Genomic DNA, 20,245 nt, shown 5'->3' on the forward strand with positions numbered 1-20,245 from the left:
TTAGTAACTTTGCAACTTTATTAACTTAATACTAACTATCAAATCTTGATATTCCTTAGAATAGAAATCGGCCTCGATCTCTTTATTAGTGTCCAAAGATAAGGCAAGGGTCTGCTCTTTTATATATTTATTCCATGTAGTTATTGCTTCCTTAATTTTTTCATCTTCTGTTTTGATTGTTACTCTAATTCTATCTGATATATGAAAATCAGCTTGTTTTCTAGTTTCTTGAATAAGCCTCACAACATCTCTTGCGAGTCCTTCTAGAATTAGTTCGTCATTGAGCTCAGTACTCAGAACAACAATCCCTTTATTGTTATCAAATACAGAAGAATATTCACTGTTTGCTTTTAACAATAGTTCATATTCACCTTTTTCTAAAGTATAGTTCTCTGTTTCATCCCCCAGAAATATTTGCTCATTCTCAATTTGCTTCCACTTTTCTTCTTTGACATATTGAACTAGTTTCTTGATTTTATCTGCAATCTTCTTGCCAAGTAGAGGGAAATTTAGTTTCAGCTCTAGTGATGCAATATCTTCAAGTCTATTTACTAATTCTAATTTTTTTACATTTACCTCATCTTTTATCATCTCTTGGTATTCATTTGAATCTGCAGTACACCGGATCCCAGTGTCACGCACTGGGATGACAGAAAACGGCTCACCTTCAAAAAAACTACAGAAAGACTGATGGTAGATAGTCATACTGCCAAGTGGCTGCCTGATGCGTATATTAAACGTATTTCTGATGGATAATGCAGAGTTACATATCTCTCTTACCAAATCCATCTTGGCAATGAGTTCACTGTCATATCTATCTGATTGTGGAAAATCAGCCAAATGAACAGATGTTTCTTTGTACTTAAGCCCTTGCCATATAGTCTCTGTTATGAGTGGCAACAAAGGAGCTGCAGCTCGAAGCATGTAATAAAAAACTGTGTACAGAACATTATAAGCATCGGTTTTGTCTTGATCTAAATCACCTTTCCAAAAACGCTCACGACTGCGACGAATATACCAGTTATTTAGCACTTCAAAGAAATCTGTCAGGATTTTGCAAGCCTCCTGGGAGTTATAGTTGTTCATAGAAGCTTGGATACCTTCCACAGCTTCAAAACATTTTGAAATCATGTAGCGATCAATAGTACTTTGATAATCTTGACAAATCTCAGCTTTAATTCCATCTGCATTTGCATACATAGTAAAAAAGTGATAACTGTTCCAAATAGGTTTTATTACGTTTTTTAGAACATCACGCACTAAATTTCCTTCTTTATCGAGTAGTAAATTACCACCGCAAACAATGGAACCAGACAGCATAAGAAAACGCAGCGCATCAGAACCATATTTGTCAAAAACCTCCATTGGATCTGCATAATTATTCAAACGTTTGGATAATTTCTGACCTTTCACATCAAGAACCACACCGTGGCATATGCAATTCTTAAATGGCTCACTATCAAATAAAGCAGTGGAAAGCACAAAAAGCGTATAAAACCATCCTCTTGTTTGTGCTATATATTCAGTGATAAAATCCGCAGGGAAATTTTTCTCGAACCATTCTTTATTTTCAAACGGATAGTGAACTTGCGCGAACGGCATCGATCCAGATTCAAACCAACAGTCAAACACATCAGGCACACGACGCATAACTGATTTTCCTGTTGGATCATCAGGATTTGGTCTCGTCAAAGTATCGATAAACGGTCTGTGCAAGTCATCTATTTTAACATTAAAATCTCGCTCTAGTTCTGCTATTGAGCCATACACATCCACTCTTGGATATTTTGCATCGTCTGATTTCCACACAGGAATTGGAGTACCCCAGAATCGATTGCGTGAAATAGACCAGTCGTGCGCTCCTTCAAGCCATTTTCCAAATTGACCATCTCTTATATGATTTGGCATCCAATTAACTCTCTTATTTAGCTCTGTCATTCTTCCCTTAAACTTTGTCACAGCAACATACCAAGAAAGCATAGTGCGGTAGATTAAAGGAGTGTCAGTTCTCCAGCAGTGTGGATAATTGTGAATATATTGCTCAGTTTTCAACCAGCTCCCCTGCCTTTTTAATTTCTTGATTACTGTATCATTGGCATCAAAAACATAAACTCCTGCCAAATCTGAAACTTCAGTAGTAAATTTTCCAGCGTTATCAACTGGACAAACAGCTCGAATATCATGGCTTTGGCAAAGGTAAAAATCTTCTTCACCAAATCCAGGAGCAGTGTGCACAACACCAGTACCATCTTCTCCTGTAACATAACCAGCAATGAAAACACGGAACGCATTCTTTGTATCTTTAAAGTAATCAAACAGTGGTTTATAGGAAAGACCTGCAAGATCACTCGCTTTAAGTTTTGTATTACAGTTTTCATATTGAATATTGCTCTTTGTACAGTGATCAATAAATTTTTCTAGATAGCTTTTAGCGAAAATGTATATTTCATCATTTACTAACACTGCACAATACTCAATATCTTTCCCTATTGCCAGTGCAAGGTTGCTTGGCAACGTCCAAGGGGTTGTAGTCCAAGCAAGCAACTTACATTTTTGTTTAAATTGCTTTAGGTTTTCTAAAAGTTCAAATGCAACAGTTACAGCCTTGCTAGCTTTTTCTCTATATGCATTATCAAGCCTTGTTTCAAAATTAGAGAGTGGAGTTTCGCACGCCCAGCTATAGGGAACAACGCGTATTGATTCATACACCAGACCTTTATCATAAAGCTGCTTAAATGCCCACATGACCGACTCCATGAATGACTTATCCATAGTCTTATAGTCATTGTGAAAATCTACCCATCTTGCTTGTCTATTTACATACCTCTCCCATTCTGATGAAAATTTCATCACAGAAGTACGGCAGTGATTATTGAATTTCTTAATCCCGAATTTTTCTATCTCAGTTCTGCCAGATATTCCAAGCTCCTTTTCTGCGCCCATCTCAGCTGGCAGTCCATGACAATCCCAACCAAATCTACGTTCAACTCTTTTTTGCAGCATAGTTTGATATCTTGCAAATGCATCTTTGATGAAACCAGTAAGTAAGTGTCCGTAATGCGGAAGTCCATTTGCAAACGGAGGCCCATCATAAAATACAAAACAATGATCCTTGGAACGTTTCTTGACTGACTGCTCAAAAATTTTATTTTCCTGCCAAAATTTTATGATTTCCTTTTCTAGTAATGAAAAATCAGGACTACTGCTTGTATCAGGATAATGCTTCATGTTCATTTTAACTGGATAAAATCAAAGAATATAGAGCTTTCCAGAAAATTACAAATTCAAAAACTCTATTTCTATAAACATAAAAAGGTATTGACATTGTCGTGTACAAGATATTAATTGATCAGATTTATTTACTTAAGTTGAAGATGAACAGAAACAATAACAATTGGCCTTATCAGAAATTTCATGATACCAGTAAAAGCAATAGTAGAAACAATCCTACTTGGAGCTCACGTTTTTATGAATACAATGATTCTGGAGAGATTAAAAAGTCACACCTTAAATGGGGACCAAAAACAGCTAATAGTCCTGGAAGTTATATAGATAAGGCCTCTTGCACTTGTAGAATAAAGGAATATAGCTCTTTGAGTATTATTAGCTTAAGTAACTGAAAAACTTTAAACAATAGCAACATAGAAGCGTTTTTTCTTCATAGAAACCATCTTCTATTAGACAGCGCATCCCAATAAACTATTTTGCCGAGCTTCCAATATCCTTACATTTACTATTTTATCTTTGTATTCATCATCAGGGTCATCAACGCATACTGATTGCATATACGTGCTTTTACCAATAATTTGATTGTGGTGTTTACCTTTTTTATCGCTGAACAAAACAGGAATAGTTTTCCCCACCATACTCTGATTAAATTCAAGTTGTTGCTTGCTAATTAATTCCTGTAATCGAAGAAGGCGCTCTGTTTTAACCTCTTCTGTTACTTGATCTTTTCTTTCTGCTCCCGGTGTACCTGGTCTTGGGCTATATTTAAAACTATAAGCCTGAGCATATTTTACTTTTTCTACTAATTTCATAGTTTCTTCAAAATCTTTTTCAGTTTCTCCAGGAAAACCAACGATAAAATCAGAACAAAATTCAATTTTAGGTTTCAATTTGCACAATCTGTCTATTATTTCCAAATACTCCTCTGCCGTATGCTTTCTGTTCATTGCGTGCAATATTTTATTCGAACCTGATTGCACAGGTAGATGAACAAACGGCATGAGTTTTGATTCCTCCGCATGTGCCAAGTAGAGAGATTCATGCATATCTCTTGGATGAGAAGTTGTATAACGAATCCTCTCTAGCTTCTCAATTTTAGCAATGTAACTAATTAATTTTCCTAAATCCCACACTTCTCCTTCGCACTCCCCATGATAAGCATTGACGTTCTGACCAAGCAAAGTAATTTCCTTTGCTCCATTTACAACTAACTTCAATGTTTCGCGGAATATTTCATTTACTGGTCGTGAATACTCAGCCCCGCGAGTGTAAGGCACCACACAAAACGTACAAAATTTATCACAACCTTCTTGTATAGCAAGAAACGAAGAAGACCCTTGATTATTACCATAACATTCGTCTGGCAATTTATCAAACTTCGCAACTTCAGGAAAATCAGTATTTATTACATGACCTTTACTTCTACTTGCTTTGACTATCAACTCCGGTAAAGCAGCAATACTCTGCGGACCAACAACAATATCAACAAAAGGAGCCCTTCTGAACACTTCTTCTCCTTCTGCTTGTGCTACACACCCAGCCACCACTATGGTCATTTCTTTATTTTTTTGTGATGAATGAATCCTTCCAAGCTCTGAGTAAAGCTTTTCTGCTGCCTTCTCTCTAATATGACAAGTATTTAATATCACCAAATCAGCTTTTTCTGCATCACTTACAACACTGAACCCTAGAGGCTTAACTATATTCTCCATTAAAACAGAGTCATAAACGTTCATCTGACAGCCGTAAGTTTTAATGTATAGGCCTTTCATATTTAAAATTCTTCACACAAATTCTAGCAAATTATACGAAAAACTGGATTCTAGTACAACAGCCAATAAAGATTGCTTGACAAACCTTCTCGCTTTCCTTATTACAACAGCAGAGATATTTTAAGAGCTCAAAATCTATCTTCGTCTGCAGACTTTTCAGTCAATTTTTCAACAAAAAACGTATTCTTCAGCACACGTTCAAATTCTGTTGTATGTGCGCTGCATTTTTTTCTAATCTTCAGGAGGATTTTATGTCTAGAATTCCAGATACTTAACTTTTATTTTTAAGTTAAAAAAAACAATAGGCGCCTATTGCTTTTATAAAAAAGTGTAAAAAATAGAAATACTTTAAAGAATATAAAATAAAGGTAGAAAAGGTTCGAGTAATTAAAAACCATTTCCAGGCATAAATTTGCCATGCATACCTAAAAAGTAATTACACTAATATAATATTCACACTTATATGCTAATATAGATATAATACTAATTAAAGAGCATGTTATGTAAGAAGAAGTATCAGATTTTGTAGATGCTCTTTGTCAAAATAAATGTGATTCCTTTCGGGTGACACCCTCCTATATCTTTCTTTAGGTTACGCAGAAGTCTAATACAATTATAGAACAAGCTTAAAAGTTCTGGTAAAGTAGTTTTATTTACAAAGGATATGCTACTTGATATTGAAAAACGCAGTATAACAAATGCACTGTGGAAGTTACAAGAAGCAGATCAAAGGGAAATTTTAACTCTTATACAGAGATTTGAGTTGCCAGAAATATTAGCAAGAATATTAGTTGCTCGTGGTGTTAACATCGAAAATGCACATGACTTCTTACATCCACTAATCAGATCGCTATTACCAGATCCCTTTCACCTCCTTGATATGGATAAAGCTGTTTCTCGCATAATAAAAGCAATAAACAATAATAAAAATATTGCAGTATTTGGTGACTATGATGTTGATGGCGCAACGTCATCAGCATTGATTAATAGGTACCTAAGAGCGATTGGGACACACTCTATAATCTATATTCCAGATCGTGTTGATGAGGGCTATGGATTGAACACAGATGCTTTATTACAACTTAAAAAGAATGGTATTGATTTATGTATTTCTGTTGATTGCGGTACGCTTGCATATCAACCAATAGAAGAGGCAAGGGTTTTTGGACTTGATATTATAGTTGTCGATCATCACCTTGGTATAGAAAAATTACCAAGTGCTGTAGCAGTTGTTAATCCCAACCGCCTTGATGAGAGTTCTCCTTATACTAATCTTGCAGCAGTTGGAGTATCATTTCTGCTAATTGTTGCCCTTAACAGAAGCCTACGTGAGCAAGGATTTTTTACCAACAAAAAAGAACCAGATTTATTTGATCTACTGGACCTTGTTGCACTTGGAACTGTTTGCGATGTTATGCAGATCACAGGCCTAAATAGGGCTTTTGTTTTACAAGGATTAAAAGTTATGTCAGCAAGAAAAAATGTTGGCTTACGTGTTTTGTTTGACGCTTTGGGAATCCTTGAAAAACCAAGTGATTCACGGTTAGGGTTTAATATTGGGCCATGTATAAATGCCGGAGGAAGAATTGGAGAAGCATCACTCGGTGCAAGGTTGCTCTCCAGCGATGATGAAGAAGAGGCGCATTCAATCGCGCTAAAATTAATAGATTTAAATAATGCAAGAAAAGTGTTAGAAAATGAGGCTCTCTTAGAAGCTACAACACAGGCAGAAAAATTTACCTTATTAGGTGTAAATTTTATAATGGTAAGTGGCAATTGGCATCAAGGAATAATTGGTATCATTGCATCAAGACTAAAGGAGCAGTTTCACCTACCAACAATAGTGATATCTTTAAACAATGGAATAGGAAAAGCAAGTTGCAGGTCAATTTCTGGAGTAGATATTGGTGCTGCGGTTCTTTCTGCAAAATTTACCAACCTAATCATTGAAGGTGGCGGTCACAGTATGGCAGCGGGATTTTCGATTAAGGAAGACAAAATAAGTGATCTACATGATTTTTTTACTGAAAGATTTGCAAACTCTACAAATGACAAAATCATAAAAGCTGATGGTATAGTAACAGCTAAAGCAATAAACTTATCCCTGTGGAATCAATTGCAACGCTTAGAGCCATTTGGTGTTGGCAATCCTGAACCGAGATTTATCATCCAAGGAGCAAAGATAAGAAAGCCGGAAGTTATAGGAGTTGATCATATAAAATGTTTTATTGCTGACGATAATGTTATGGTCAAAGCTATTGCGTTTCGCTGTGCAAATACTGAGCTTGGCTCTGCTATTATGCAGGGTAATGTTAAAGCCATTTTGGGTAAAATCTCTATGAATTACTGGAATGGCAATGAATTTGTGCAGTTTTTAATAGAAGATGTGCTAACACGTAATTAACATATCTCACAAGCAAATCCTGTTACTAAGCATCTTAACGTCCAAGGTGTTCATCGTAAAAGCTAAAAATCATGGACGATGAATTCATAGGAAAAATTAGTGAAAATGGACCTATCTTAGCTTTTTTTTGATAAGCTCCTATGAGCAGAGCTAACATAAAAAATGCTTGTCAGCTTTGCTCATTTTTTCTATCCTTTAACCTTTTGTAAATCTATAAAGTTTAACTCAAGGTAACATCAAGTTTAGAAGTCTTTCTATTAAATGAAATAAGTTTCAAGGATCTGTTCTGCCCACTCTAATGTTTCATGAGTTCCGCTATACATTTTAGAAAGTTTATCCACTATATTTTTAAATTCAGGATTTTGTGTACAAGAATGCTCTTCAATATCACGAAGTATTTCTTTTTCTAGATCATAGTTTATTTTATCTTGACTACGTATTTTCTTTGCAGTAGTGCCAAGCAACCAATATCGAAATTCTGAATCAATGCAGTGTAACCTTTGCCACATATTAGTAAGTTTAGCAGTACCTCCTGTTAAGTAATTCTCATAAATTTTGCTGATAATTTCAGGATGCTGATCTTGAAGAAAATTGAACATTACTAACCCAACTGAATAATTGTCACTTTCCGTGAGATCAGATGGGGAATTATTTATAAAACGTATATCTTTAGCAAAGACTGTCTTAATACCATCCATTATTCCTTTTTGACATGGAGTATTGCATACATTTTCATCTAAGAGCTCACATGAAATTCCCATTGCAGTACCCTCTTCCAGCAATTTTAACGGAGGTAAATCTTTATGCTTTGTCATCTCTTGCATACAGTGTACAAACTCATGAGAGAGAGTAAGATAGTTAATTTCAGACGAGGGAAGAAACTTCATTAACACATCAGGAAGTGCAAATGGTTCACTTAGTTTACTAATAGTAAGTCCCATCTCGTCCGATGTATCTTCCTCCCTTCCTAAATATACTTTACGTACATTATTGTATTGACTACTATCTTCAAACAGAAACATACGGAAGTTAAAATCTGTATTGTTTGGAACAATTTTATATTTCTGACATAGTTTAAAAGTGTCATTTATAACTTTTTCAATTTCTTCTAGTTGTGCATCAGTGATATCTGAATGAAATAACTCTACTTTAATATCACTTCCTTCAACATTAATTGTATGTTTAGATGGAAGAATTGCGCTTATTTTAGTTTCAATATCATCTCTTGCTTGATAGTCTGGTTTGACTTTAAAAAGGTCTATACTTGAAAAAAGATTTATTTCATCAATAAAAAAAACTCATATTAGCCTCTCATAAATTATTTAGGTGCAATATAGAGGGTGAAAGTTAATATGTAATGAATATGAAATTGCGAATACTTTATCTATCAATCTCACCAAAGACTATGTCGAGTGAACCGATAATTGCTGCAATGTCAGCAAGCATGTGTCCTTTTGCCATGAAATCTAAGGCCTGTAAATGCGCAAAGCCAGGTGCTCTTATTCGGCATCTGTAAGGTCTATTGGTACCATCTGAAACTATGTATACTCCAAACTCGCCTTTTGGTGCCTCAACAGCTACGTAAGCCTCACCCTCTGGCACGTGATATCCTTCTGAATAAAGCTTAAAATGATGAATCATAGCTTCCATGGATTCTTTCATTTCCGCTCTTGGCGGTGGAGAGATTTTTCTATCTTCAGTTTTTATTGGCCCTTCAGGGATTTTCTCTATGCATTGCTTCACCAAGCTAACAGACTGCCTAATCTCTGCCATTCTTACTAAATAACGATCATAACAGTCACCATTTTGGCCAATTGGTATATCGAAATCTAATTGGTCATATATCTCGTATGGCTGGCTTTTTCGCAGATCCCAAGCAAGCCCAGCAGCGCGCAACATTGGTCCACTAAAGCCCCAATCAAGCGCCTGTTTTATTGATATTTCACTAATTCCTACAGTGCGTTGCTTCCATATCCTATTTTCTGTCAGAAGATCATCAACATCATCTATATACTTTGGAAATTGCTCTATAAATTTTGCAATATCTTCAATCAAACCTTCTGGGATATCTGCTGCAAGTCCACCTGGCCTTATATAAGCTGCGTGAAATCTTGCACCTGAGGCCCTTTCATAGAACTCGAGTATTTTTTCTCTCTCTTCAAAGAGCCATAAGAGAGGAGTCATTGCCCCAACATCAAGTGCTTGGGAAGAGATATTTAGTAAATGATTTAGTATTCTTGTCAGCTCACAAAATAGAACACGCAAATATTTTGCCCTAATCGGAACTTCGCACTGCAATAATTTCTCTACACATAACGAATATGCATGCTCTTGTGACATTGGTGACACATAATCAAGACGGTCAAAATAAGGCAAAGCTTGAAGATATGTTTTATGCTCTATCAATTTTTCAGTGCCACGGTGCAAAAGCCCAATATGGGGGTCTGCTCTCTTGATCACTTCACCATCCATCTCTAAAACAAGGCGTAGCACCCCATGTGCAGCTGGATGCTGAGGACCAAAGTTTAACATCATTGTCTTTAGATCAGGCATGCTTTGGTAGTTTAAGGTATTGAAATTGTATAGGGTAAAATGTGCTTAAAGTCAATAGGCTTCTTGCACCGGCATAACTATCGTTACAATAGAAAAACTCCTTACAAACTTCATCACCTACTTATGATCTGATAGACAATGTTTATGTTGCACGTACAATTATTATACTTATGTTGATTAAGACAGCGAAATTATGTATAGGTAATTTTGATTGAGAAATAGTTTTTTTACTATATAAATTCTACTTTAGAGTAATCAAAATTAATGAAAGACAATAAATATAGTTTAGGTTTAAGGATCATTCATTGGTTAATGTCTGCTTTAATCATTGGCATGCTTTGTTCTGGGCTGTACATGAAAAGTTTGCCGATTAGCAGTGAAATTAAATTTAGCATATACGCTATTCATAAGGCTTGCGGTATCACTGTTCTTGGACTAATTATAGTACGCATATTTTTTCGCGTCTTTACTTATGTTCCTCCATTACCAGCCAATTTTTCTCGATTCATAATCAATGCGAGCAAAACGATACACTTTTGTTTATATGCTTTGATGGTGCTAATGCCACTATCTGGTTATGTCATGTCTTCTGCTTCTAGCAAAGAAATCAAATATTTTTTTCATATCCCCTTGTTAATCAATGAAAACAAAGAGCTAGCTAGTGCAGCTAATCAGCTACATTCGATACTTGCGTATTTTATGGTACTCTTTATAATCTTACATATACTTGGCGCTTTGAAACACACATTCATAGATAAACAAAATATTTTTAAACGTATGATATAGGTTATATGTTAAATAGCCTCTGGAAAAAAGGAACAGATTTTCTCGGTAGTGAGTTTGCCATAATGGGTGGCGCTATGAGCTGGGTTTCAGAGAGAAATTTAGTTTCAGCAATTTCAAATGCCGGTGGTTTTGGCGTAATTGCATGTGGCGCAATGTTTCCAGACTTATTGAAAAAAGAAATCATAGAAACACAAAAATTAACTCATAAGCCATTTGGTGTAAACCTAATTACTATGCACCCAAATTTGAGTGAGTTAATAGATATATGCATTGAAACAAAAGTAAGCCACATAGTTCTCGCTGGTGGATTACCAAAAAAACCTAATATAGAAAAAATCAAGAATGCAGGTATTAAAGTTATGTGCTTTGCACCAGCATTAAGCCTTGCGGAAAGGTTAGTAAAAATGGGAGTAGATGCATTGATAATAGAAGGGATGGAAGCAGGAGGACATATCGGTCCTGTTAGCACTTCTGTTCTCGCACAAGAGATACTACCTTATTTTAAAAATGAGAAAACACCAATTTTTGTTGCAGGTGGAATAGGAAGAGGCGAAATGATAATGAACTACCTAGAGATGGGAGCAAGTGGCTGTCAAATAGGTACATTATTTGTCTGCACGAATGAGTCAATCGCTCATAAAAATTTTAAAGAAGTGTTTATCAAATCAGCTGCGCGTAATGCAGTATCTTCTATACAGATCAGTGCTGATTTCCCTGTAATTCCAGTAAGGGCTATAGCTAACAAAGCAAGTGACGATTTTATGAAGCATCAAAGAGATATTATCGATAAATATCAAAATGGAGAAATCTCAAAAGAAGAGGGGCAACTTGAAATAGAGAAGTTCTGGGCTGGTGCTTTAAGAAGATCTGTAATTGAAGGGGACATTGAAACAGGATCTTTAATGGCCGGTCAAAGTGTTGGCATGGTTGATAGAGAAAAGCCTGTAAAAGAAGTGATAGATATGCTAGTTCAACAGGCAAGCAATTATGTTGAAATGTAAAATCAGTAATCAGCAAAGAAAATAGTTAGCAAATTGCTATAATTATCCGCAATAAGGCATAACTGCCCAGTTTTAATGTAAAATTAACGCTAAAGAGGTATTCATACATTTTATTTGTATGAGAGGAATGTTATGCTAGGTACTTTAAAAAAATCTAGAAGTAATGATTTACCTTATCAAATAGAAGAGCTTATTCAATCTTTGAGTAATGAAGAAGATCGTAAACTGTTCACCAATATATACAAAAAGGTCACAAAAAAAACACATAATCATGAAAATCTAAAAAAGGGAGATGGAACTATCGCAAAATGCATAGAGTTGTTCAACAAAGGAGCTGATCCCAACGTATTAATTGAATTAGAAAAGTCATTGAGAAAACAAGAAGAATATTATAAATATTATATTGACAACTTCCTTCCAGCATTGAAAACAAAAGTGATAGAGTCAGAGGAATTAATGAAACCTTCAGTACTTAACAACGAAGAAAAATCATCACAAAAATCACCAACAATAAAAGGAAAAATATTAAAAATAATTTCAGAGATTACTAAAAAGAGCAACAATAAAGATCATTCTAGTAGCACTATTCAAAATCAAAAAAGTCATCAAACAGATAGACAAGATAATGCTATAGGATTATTTAAGAAAAAAAATTTTCCTAGTGAAGTTGTAATTGCTGAAAATTCGGTTGTTAATGCTCTAGAAAGCGATTCTTTAGCTAAGGGTGTAAGTGGAAAAGGAACCCCTGGAATATATAATCCCTTGAGAAGTTTAGATCGTTATGATGCTTCAACAGCTCTTATATCAAAACAACTGCAAGAAAGAAAGGAGATCGCACAATCACAATTGAGTAGTCAATCTGATCTTTCGATTGATAGTAAAGATTTAAAAAATGAAAAGCCTAACATAACTGTGAATGCTGTAGAAGTGCCAAGCGGTGCAAATACTTCTAAACTCAGTAGTGGCAATGACTCAGATAGTGGAATAAATTCATCTGGCTTGGCATCAAGTAGCAGAAGGAGCAGCTTAACTTCAATTTCATCTGAGGAAAGTGTACACTTAAAATTAAACCCTGCTGAGGAAGATAATGGTTTGCAACTAGAAGATGAAGGAAAAACAAAATTAGCACATCCGAACAAAACAAGGCCCAAAGGGCCAAGCGGAAGAAGATCCCCTTCTAAATATTATAAGAAGACTGAAGAAGGGCCTCATTGTGTGATCTCAGTGACAGGCAGTAAGGTAAAAGATACAATGCAATCCAATAATTATGAAAATAATAGTAAAATCAAAAACAAAAATCTTCACGTCGCACTTGTAACAAGTTCTGCTCTCTTAGCAATAGGGTGCATTGTTGCAGGAGCAATGACATCAGGATTAGTAGGAGCAGGACTGTTTGTGGTGGCTGCAGTGTTTGCTACAGCAGCTGCTGCTGAATTTTGTTCAAATATTCTGTCAAGTAAATTGACATCCATTAGTGTGAGTCCTCTTGTTGATAATAAAGAGCTAACACAGTGATAAAAGTTAAATATGAGTTACTTATGGTGAGCAAGTGAATTCGGTTCTTGCCTATTGATGTAAAAATTGTTACATTTGAGGAGTATCTTAAAGGTATTTAGCTGATGCATATTCAATTGGGTAGAGTTTTTGCTATTGTAGCCCTGTTAAGTTTTATCTTCATGTCATGTTCTAGCAAAGCAAGTGATGAATTGAAAAATATACCAGGAACGTTGAAAGAACTTATTTCTTCATTTTCAGTTAAAGACACTGTAGAAAATATGAGTCCCTCAACAATTATAGGTTTATGTATAGCTACAGTGATACTTGCAGTAGTGTTCAGAGGCCTAATTTTTTTCATGATAATGTTTGGCGTACTGGTCATGATGTTTGGAAGCACAGAAAAGGCAACAGATTACCTGAAAGAAAAATTCAACTTTGCAAAGGACATACAGTTACAATCCAATAACAAAAAAGAAGATAAGGATTAAGTAAGATAGATGATTCTTTATTATCTTTTTATTGAATACGAATGATATTGTATGCAACCAAAAGTACCAGCCACTAGCTCTAATTCTGAAAAAAAGAACAATTTAGCGTTACTAGAAAGTATTAATTTAGATTTTATCCCTTATGCTTGCCACTACGATGAAGAAACTATACTAACAAAACAGGGGGAATTATTAAAAATAATCAAATTAGAAGACTATTCTTCAGTTGATAACTATGGTGATCTTAGAACTGAAATTAGAAAAAGTATATCAAAAAATATCAAGAGTTTATATTTTACCGTTTGGATTCACACTGTCCGCACACGCAATAAACTGAGCTTACAGTGGAATAAAACTGCAGACTTTTCCGATCAGCTACACTCAACGTGGTTTAATAAACTAGTTGATAGTAAACTACAGTATATAAATGAGCTATACATTGTGGTGTTACTTAGTGATTTTGGCAAACATATTAATAATACATTTTTTTTTGGCGGGATAAAGAATAGGCACAAGTTATTTTTACAAAAAAATCATCAAGAATTACAAAAAATAACTGACCTGATTCAAAAAGATTTAGAACCTTTTGGAGCTAAAAAAATGGGCCTTAGATCTAGTGAAGGCAAAATATATTCTCAAATGATGGAATTTCTCCATTACATTATTACATTAACGCACAAAGATTATCCAATATGTGAAAGGGATCTATCGCAGCATGTGAAAAACCTAAAAGTAGCTTTTGGTTTCAATAAATTTCAAACATCGTTTGAAGGTCAACAGAAGTTTGGTTCTATTTTTTGCATAAAGGAATATCGAGAAATCCCCTTAGAAAATATAGATAGGTGTTTGCAACTTGACTCTGAGCTTATCATCACAGAAATAATAATATTTACTAGTAATAATAAAGCAGTAAAAGAATTTAAAAAACAAATTAATATACTGCAAATCAGTGAGGACAATACCTTACTTCAAAACTCAGGAATAAATGAAATAATAGAGCTTGAAAAAATTTCTGCTATGGATTTTTGTCAACAGAAAATTATTGTTACAATCTTTGCAGATGATAAGAATAGGTTAGCTAAAAATATCAGTGATTTATCCTCTGTAATGTCATTAATCGGGTTGATGATGTTTAGAACTGATCTGCACATGGAAAATCATTTTTGGGCACAGCTTCCTGGAAACTTTGCTTTTGTTACACAACCAAAAAATATATTAGAAAAATATGCTTGCAGCTTTGCTATGTTGCATGATTTTACATCAGGTACGTTAAAAGGAGGAAGATGGAAAGAAGCAGTAACAGTTTTTTTTTCAAAAAAAGGCAGTCCTTACTTTTTTAACTTTCATGGAAAGAAAAATAATGGTCATACCACAATACTTGGAGCTCCAAATTCAGGTAGAACCTCACTGATCAATTTCTTACTTTCGGAGTCAAGAAAATTTAACCCTAGGATTGTTATATTGGATAATACTGGAAAATCAATAATATTTACTAAAGCAGTAAGCGGCCAATATTACATAATTGATCCAAAATATAAAGATAAAAGTCTAAAATTTAACCCACTGAACATTGAAGATAGTGCTTCTAATCGCAATATGCTTGTTGAATTGATCAAAAGGATGGTTGCAGATGCAAGTTTGGTAGACGTAGAAGAAAAGACAAAAAAAATTGTAGATTCTATATTTGCTATACCAAGAGAATCGCGCTCTATTTCTCAAATTTCTGAAGTGCTTTTACTTCTTGGGGGTAAAATAAGTAAATGGTGTGGTGATGGTGAATTTGCTTACTTATTCCAAGATGGTGATGAGTCAGATATTGACTGGGGAACAAAAAATATATCCCTCAATACTGCAAATCTCACCAAGCAAAAAGAATGTATGTCCGTGATACTTTACTATTTCTTATACTCTTTCGAAGCAAAATGTGATGGCTCACCTGCAATACTTGTTTTGGATGAAGCATGGGAGATAAGTAATATTTTTCCTACAGAGGAAGAGTTTGATAATTGGATGCAGAGGATGACAGAGTTAAACGTTGTAGTAATTCTAAGTACTGAGAACTTAAACCTAGCATTTGCTAGCAAGTTTACTCAATATTTAGATAAGCATGTCGATACAAGGATCCTGATGCCGAACATAAATGCAAACAGGTTATACATGAAAGCATTTTCTCTGTCGAAAGAGGAACTGAATGTCATTTTGCAAACACCAACACAGGAAGGTTTATTTTTGATAAAGCAATACAAAGGTTTAGTAACTTTAAATCTAGATTTGAAGAATATGAAAGAAATACATGTACTTTCAGCCAATAAAGAGACGATAAAGTATATGTATGAGGCGATGAAGGAAAAAGGCGAAAAAGTGAGTAAGTGGTTACCGGTGTTCTATGAAAAATGTAAAGCTTAATTTTTTATTGATATTCTCCTTGATATTTTGTCTTTCTTATCAAGGATATGCTGATTGTCCGCGTTTTGTGGAAAGTAATACTGATATTGAGGCAAATGCAAGTAAAGTAGGTAAAGGCTTTTGGAAGATTATTAGCTTTGATTGGAACAATATAGATTTTGACGAAAAATTATTGCAATTTATTAAAGTTACAGCAGTAAATAATCAGGGACCAGAAGGTTACTTCGATCCAAAGATTAAGGTCTGCGATTACGAAGGGAACGACAACTGTTATATATTATCCAGTGGAACATTCTGCCGCCAGATATATGGAACGCAGAGTACAGGAGCTGGAGTTTCTGCAGCAGCTTTTATAGATTGGGAAGGAGATAAAACAAAAGCTGGAGGAGAAATTGCCCAAGGTCTTGGATGGGAATGGGCAGATGGTGTTACTGATGAAGAAAAAGTAAAATTTGCTAATGCCCCTAAAATATGCGCTTGTAGTCAAAAGGGGGCTTGTATGTCAGGCATTTCTTCATGGGGCTCTAGAGTATTTTCTGGGGAAAATATTTTTCGTCCTGGAGAGATGGAAAAAGCTTGTGATACATGCTATCAAACAAAAGTAAAGTGTGCCCCTGTGCAACTTGCACCTGGCCCACCTGCATTTTGTGAACAACTTGCGATGTCACCACCACAAGTTAGAATTGTTCCTATAACAAATGAAGAAAATGATTATTTCCATCCAAGAGTTGGAGTCATTATTGGTGAGCTGAAAGAAAGAAGAGAGCTACCTTTTCCACGCGTTATTTCAAGTAATAAAAACATTCAAAGTGCTACATACTCTATTCCAGATAAAGATACCCACCATCACTTTAAAACTTATAGAAAAAAAGGTCAGCTCTGCACTGAATATTATGGTACTGAGAGAGAAGAGTCCAAAAGAAAATTACAATTTCCTGCTCGCTGCTTCCCAGCGCCACCTGCTCCAAAGATTGAAGAAGTGAGCATACCAAAGCCTAATGAGGGTAAAGGCGAAAATACGCTAAAAGTAAAAATGAAGATGAGTGAGAACGTTTGTATTTATGACGCACGTGGAACTCACAGTAATGGCATCTGTACTTTTTATGTTAATAAAAATTCTCCTACATATGTTGGCCATCTACCTTTAAAAGTAGTAAAGCCAGCAATAGTGGCAAAAACAACTGATAGCAGTAACAGTAAAAGCGACATCGATAGCGTAATAGAAGGTATATTAAAAAATAATTCGCAATTTGAAGTTCTAGAAAAATATGGATATGTTCCCGATATTGAAACAGAATGTAAAGAGCTTCAGAATGGTAAGTGCAAACTAGATGGCTCAGGATATCCAAAAGTAGAAATAAAATATAAAGAAAATTCTAAAAGTAAAATGCTCTGCCTTTCTGGGTGGCAACCAGAACCAGAGGAGTTTGCTCTTAAAAAAGAAAGTAAGCTAATATCGCTAAAATCAATGGGGGCAAGATACAATAAATACAATACTGTTTATTCAAAGGAGTCTAATCAGCTTTATTATTTTCCCTGTAACGAAACAATTGAGGTTTTAGCAAAGCCACAAGATGCACTGAATGAAATAATATTCAATAAAAAAGGATATATTTCCATTCCTGCTGAAAATAAGTCTAGAGACAATTGCATGGCAAAAGAGGATAAAGAGGTAGATACAAAACAAAATTGTGACAAATGCAAGATAGTATATGAATTAACAGATGGGAAACACAAAAAAGAATGTAAGCAAGGTGATGATGGTTGCCTCTGTTTTAATGAAGTATGTAGTCGCTCAACACAGTATGTAGATAAGAATGATAAGCCATTTTACTTAAGAGTTTCACAGGATAAAAATGGAGCTGTAGAGAAGTTAGATCAACCAATTAAAGCAAATAGAACAGAAGTCTTTTACGCTGATAAATTATGCAGGTTCGATTTAGACGGTTTAAAAAAGAGATTGCGTGAAATAATAGTAGCACAATTGAAAGGTAGGAAGCAGGAGCTTGAAAAGAGTAATAAAGAGTCTTATGAGCTTGGAGATGGCTATACAAATGACTTATCGATGTATGATTATGTTGAAATAGAAGCATGGGGAGGTGGTGAAGCTGGTCATATAATTGGTAAAGCTCGGTCTACTGTAAGCAAGCAAGGAAGGCCAGGTGATTACATTAAAGCTAAACTAAAAATCAACCCCGATTATCCCTACATTAAAGTAAAAGTAACAGAAGGTGGTGGTGGGCAAGAAGATTATAAATTTAACAAAGATGGGGGACCAACTTTAATAAAAATGTGCAAAGACCCTTCAGAAATAATTTGTAAAGATTTAATTACTGTTGCAGGTGGTGGTACATACAGAACCTATGGAAAAATAGATTATAAAGAGACAATAATTCATGAAGAAAGTTTAAAATTAGAAGAAAAAGTTACAAGAGGAGATAAGCTAAACTCTGGGGAGGATAATAAAATAGCATACATAAGAAATGGTGAGATTGGGTATGAAAATGTAAAAAAATGTAGTAAAAACTATGTGAATAAAAAATACGGTGCTGGCGGTTGTATTAACAAAAGCACCAAAAGTTACAGTAAAGGTGCTCCTGGTTATGTGAAGATTAAACCTATATTTGATAAAATTAATAAAGGAAGAGTAAAAAAAATAGATGATGCTATTGAAAAAATGATACAAAATCCAGATGACATCACAGGTATTAATGATTCCTTAATAAATAAACTTGATAAAAAGATTATTGAGACAATTAAAAAAGAAATCGAAAACGAATTGTTAGGATCATAGTAAAAGGACCCTGATTGTTGCAAATGGGGTAAAGTTGAATTTACATCACTAAGACAGATGCATGTGAAACCAGTGTTTCTTTTCTTGTCATCACAGCTTCCATAATGTCATCTCAGTGCATGATGCACAGCTGTATAGAAATTGAAGATGTCATTCTAGTGCGTGACACTGGAATCCATGTAAATTTAACTGGACGCCAATGTCACAAATTAGCCTTCTCACCTATCTTATTTTGCTACTCTGCTGAACAGATACGTCAATTTCATCTACTGATGAGCTAGGTCTGCTGTCCTTTATATGTTGTACCAAAAGCTCCATAATTTTTTTTTGCTCATAAAATTGCTGAAATGAATATATTCCATTCGAGCCAACTAACACTAAGAATCCTTCTTGTACATTTGGAGGATTATCATGCCAGCTAATTTTTCTTATGTATTCAGCAGCTTGTAAGGAAGTATCTCCTGAAAGGTTTTTAATATTAGGATCAGCACCTTTTTCTAGCAGTAATCTTGCCATTTTTTCATTACCTTTCATAGCTGCTATATGTAGAGGTGTATTGCCAAGCTGATTGCCAATATTGACATCCACCCCTTCTACACTAAGTAATAATTGAGCTACCTCGTCATGGTCATTATCAATAGCTACACACAAAGGATTCATACTGGTATCACAGCCATTGACTTTAGCACCATTATCAAGAAGCAACTTAACTACTGCTGCATGCCCATTCTGAGCAGCTAGATACAAGGGTGTGACATTATTTTTTTTATCTACTATGTTAACATCAGCATTTTTTGTGCTAATTAATAGTTCAACTATTTCAGTATGTCCGTTCTGAGAGGCTAAGTACAGAGCTGTTATACCAAATTTATTGTCTTTAGCATCAATCTCAATTTCTTGAGTATTAAGTAACACCTTTACAACTTCTACAAGTCCATTTTGAGCAGCAATATGTAAAGGTGTCTTACCATCAGTACAGTCTTTTATATTGGGATCAGCTCCCGCTTTAATTAACTCCTCTACTATAGCTTTGCTTTTAGCTGCAACAGCAAAGTGTAAAACTGTACTGCCTTTAGTAGTTCTTGCATGAATATTAGCTTCTTTACTGATTAGTAACTTTACTACGTCTAAATGTCCTGAACAAACGGCAAAATGCAAGGCTGTAAATCCTTTTTTATCCTTGATATTGATATCAGTTTTTACATTAAGTAATAACCTAACTTCATTTATGTTACCGTTATAAGCGGCTTGATTTAATAGAATATTTTCAACCGGGAGCGATTGAGTGCTGAACATATTTACCTCTATATAATAGT

The 20,245-nt window shown here is 34.8% G+C and carries 12 protein-coding genes; 7 read left to right on the plus strand and 5 right to left on the minus strand.

Annotation, left to right across the window (positions count from 1 at the left end):
- The gene (gene ileS, locus BWZ41_RS06115) at positions 1–3,234 is read right to left on the minus strand and encodes an isoleucine--tRNA ligase (RefSeq protein WP_143689785.1); all 3,234 of its coding nucleotides are present in this window, start codon (positions 3,232–3,234) and stop codon (positions 1–3) included.
- A gap of 443 nt (positions 3,235–3,677) precedes the next feature.
- A complete protein-coding gene (gene miaB, locus BWZ41_RS06125) occupies positions 3,678–5,000 on the minus strand; it encodes a tRNA (N6-isopentenyl adenosine(37)-C2)-methylthiotransferase MiaB (protein ID WP_143689786.1) in 1,323 nt (440 codons plus the stop codon).
- A gap of 664 nt (positions 5,001–5,664) precedes the next feature.
- On the opposite strand from miaB, the gene recJ reads away from it, so the two are divergent.
- Complete coding sequence (gene recJ, locus BWZ41_RS06135; protein WP_143689787.1) at positions 5,665–7,404, plus strand: single-stranded-DNA-specific exonuclease RecJ; 1,740 nt, start codon at positions 5,665–5,667, stop codon at positions 7,402–7,404.
- Between the two features lie 257 nt (positions 7,405–7,661).
- On the opposite strand, the gene BWZ41_RS06140 is transcribed toward recJ, so the two are convergent.
- Complete coding sequence (locus BWZ41_RS06140; protein WP_143689788.1) at positions 7,662–8,426, minus strand: hypothetical protein; 765 nt, start codon at positions 8,424–8,426, stop codon at positions 7,662–7,664.
- A 358-nt stretch (positions 8,427–8,784) separates the two neighbouring features.
- Positions 8,785–9,957 carry an NADH-quinone oxidoreductase subunit D gene (locus BWZ41_RS06145; RefSeq protein WP_143689789.1) on the minus strand — a complete coding sequence of 391 codons (1,173 nt, stop codon included), beginning with the start codon at positions 9,955–9,957 and terminating at the stop codon, positions 8,785–8,787.
- Between the two features lie 264 nt (positions 9,958–10,221).
- Between BWZ41_RS06145 and BWZ41_RS06150 the strand changes: the two genes are divergently transcribed.
- From BWZ41_RS06150 to BWZ41_RS06175, 6 genes are all read left to right on the plus strand, one after another.
- Positions 10,222–10,743: a cytochrome b gene (locus BWZ41_RS06150; RefSeq protein ID WP_143689790.1), complete on the plus strand. Its 522-nt coding sequence runs from the start codon at positions 10,222–10,224 to the stop codon at positions 10,741–10,743.
- A gap of 5 nt (positions 10,744–10,748) precedes the next feature.
- Complete coding sequence (locus BWZ41_RS06155; protein WP_143689791.1) at positions 10,749–11,744, plus strand: NAD(P)H-dependent flavin oxidoreductase; 996 nt, start codon at positions 10,749–10,751, stop codon at positions 11,742–11,744.
- A 132-nt stretch (positions 11,745–11,876) separates the two neighbouring features.
- Positions 11,877–13,259, plus strand: a complete 1,383-nt coding sequence (locus BWZ41_RS06160; RefSeq protein ID WP_143689792.1) for a DUF350 domain-containing protein — start codon at positions 11,877–11,879, stop codon at positions 13,257–13,259.
- 104 nt (positions 13,260–13,363) lie between these two features.
- Positions 13,364–13,729, plus strand: a complete 366-nt coding sequence (locus BWZ41_RS06165; protein ID WP_063630692.1) for a hypothetical protein — start codon at positions 13,364–13,366, stop codon at positions 13,727–13,729.
- Positions 13,730–13,780: 51 nt separating this feature from the next.
- Positions 13,781–16,135, plus strand: a complete 2,355-nt coding sequence (locus BWZ41_RS06170; protein ID WP_143689793.1) for a VirB4 family type IV secretion/conjugal transfer ATPase — start codon at positions 13,781–13,783, stop codon at positions 16,133–16,135.
- Positions 16,116–18,929, plus strand: a complete 2,814-nt coding sequence (locus BWZ41_RS06175) for a hypothetical protein (protein WP_143689794.1) — start codon at positions 16,116–16,118, stop codon at positions 18,927–18,929. The genes BWZ41_RS06170 and BWZ41_RS06175 overlap by 20 nt, the downstream gene beginning before the upstream one ends.
- Positions 18,930–19,151: 222 nt before the next feature.
- Here the strand turns inward: BWZ41_RS06175 and BWZ41_RS06180 are convergent, their stop codons facing one another.
- Positions 19,152–20,225 carry an ankyrin repeat domain-containing protein gene (locus tag BWZ41_RS06180; protein WP_143689795.1) on the minus strand — a complete coding sequence of 358 codons (1,074 nt, stop codon included), beginning with the start codon at positions 20,223–20,225 and terminating at the stop codon, positions 19,152–19,154.
- Positions 20,226–20,245: the final 20 nt, after the last annotated feature.

The sequence above is a fragment of the Wolbachia endosymbiont of Nilaparvata lugens genome (genome assembly GCF_007115045.1).
Lineage (GTDB): Bacteria > Pseudomonadota > Alphaproteobacteria > Rickettsiales > Anaplasmataceae > Wolbachia.

Coding starts and splice junctions, on each gene's coding strand:
- ileS (WP_143689785.1), bottom strand. CDS start 3,234: ATGAACATGAAGCATTATCCTGATACAAGCAGTAGTCCTGATTTTTCA.
- miaB (WP_143689786.1), bottom strand. CDS start 5,000: ATGAAAGGCCTATACATTAAAACTTACGGCTGTCAGATGAACGTTTAT.
- recJ (WP_143689787.1), top strand. CDS start 5,665: ATGCTACTTGATATTGAAAAACGCAGTATAACAAATGCACTGTGGAAG.
- BWZ41_RS06140 (WP_143689788.1), bottom strand. CDS start 8,426: ATGTTTCTGTTTGAAGATAGTAGTCAATACAATAATGTACGTAAAGTA.
- BWZ41_RS06145 (WP_143689789.1), bottom strand. CDS start 9,957: ATGCCTGATCTAAAGACAATGATGTTAAACTTTGGTCCTCAGCATCCA.
- BWZ41_RS06150 (WP_143689790.1), top strand. CDS start 10,222: ATGAAAGACAATAAATATAGTTTAGGTTTAAGGATCATTCATTGGTTA.
- BWZ41_RS06155 (WP_143689791.1), top strand. CDS start 10,749: ATGTTAAATAGCCTCTGGAAAAAAGGAACAGATTTTCTCGGTAGTGAG.
- BWZ41_RS06160 (WP_143689792.1), top strand. CDS start 11,877: ATGCTAGGTACTTTAAAAAAATCTAGAAGTAATGATTTACCTTATCAA.
- BWZ41_RS06165 (WP_063630692.1), top strand. CDS start 13,364: ATGCATATTCAATTGGGTAGAGTTTTTGCTATTGTAGCCCTGTTAAGT.
- BWZ41_RS06170 (WP_143689793.1), top strand. CDS start 13,781: ATGCAACCAAAAGTACCAGCCACTAGCTCTAATTCTGAAAAAAAGAAC.
- BWZ41_RS06175 (WP_143689794.1), top strand. CDS start 16,116: ATGAAAAATGTAAAGCTTAATTTTTTATTGATATTCTCCTTGATATTT.
- BWZ41_RS06180 (WP_143689795.1), bottom strand. CDS start 20,225: ATGTTCAGCACTCAATCGCTCCCGGTTGAAAATATTCTATTAAATCAA.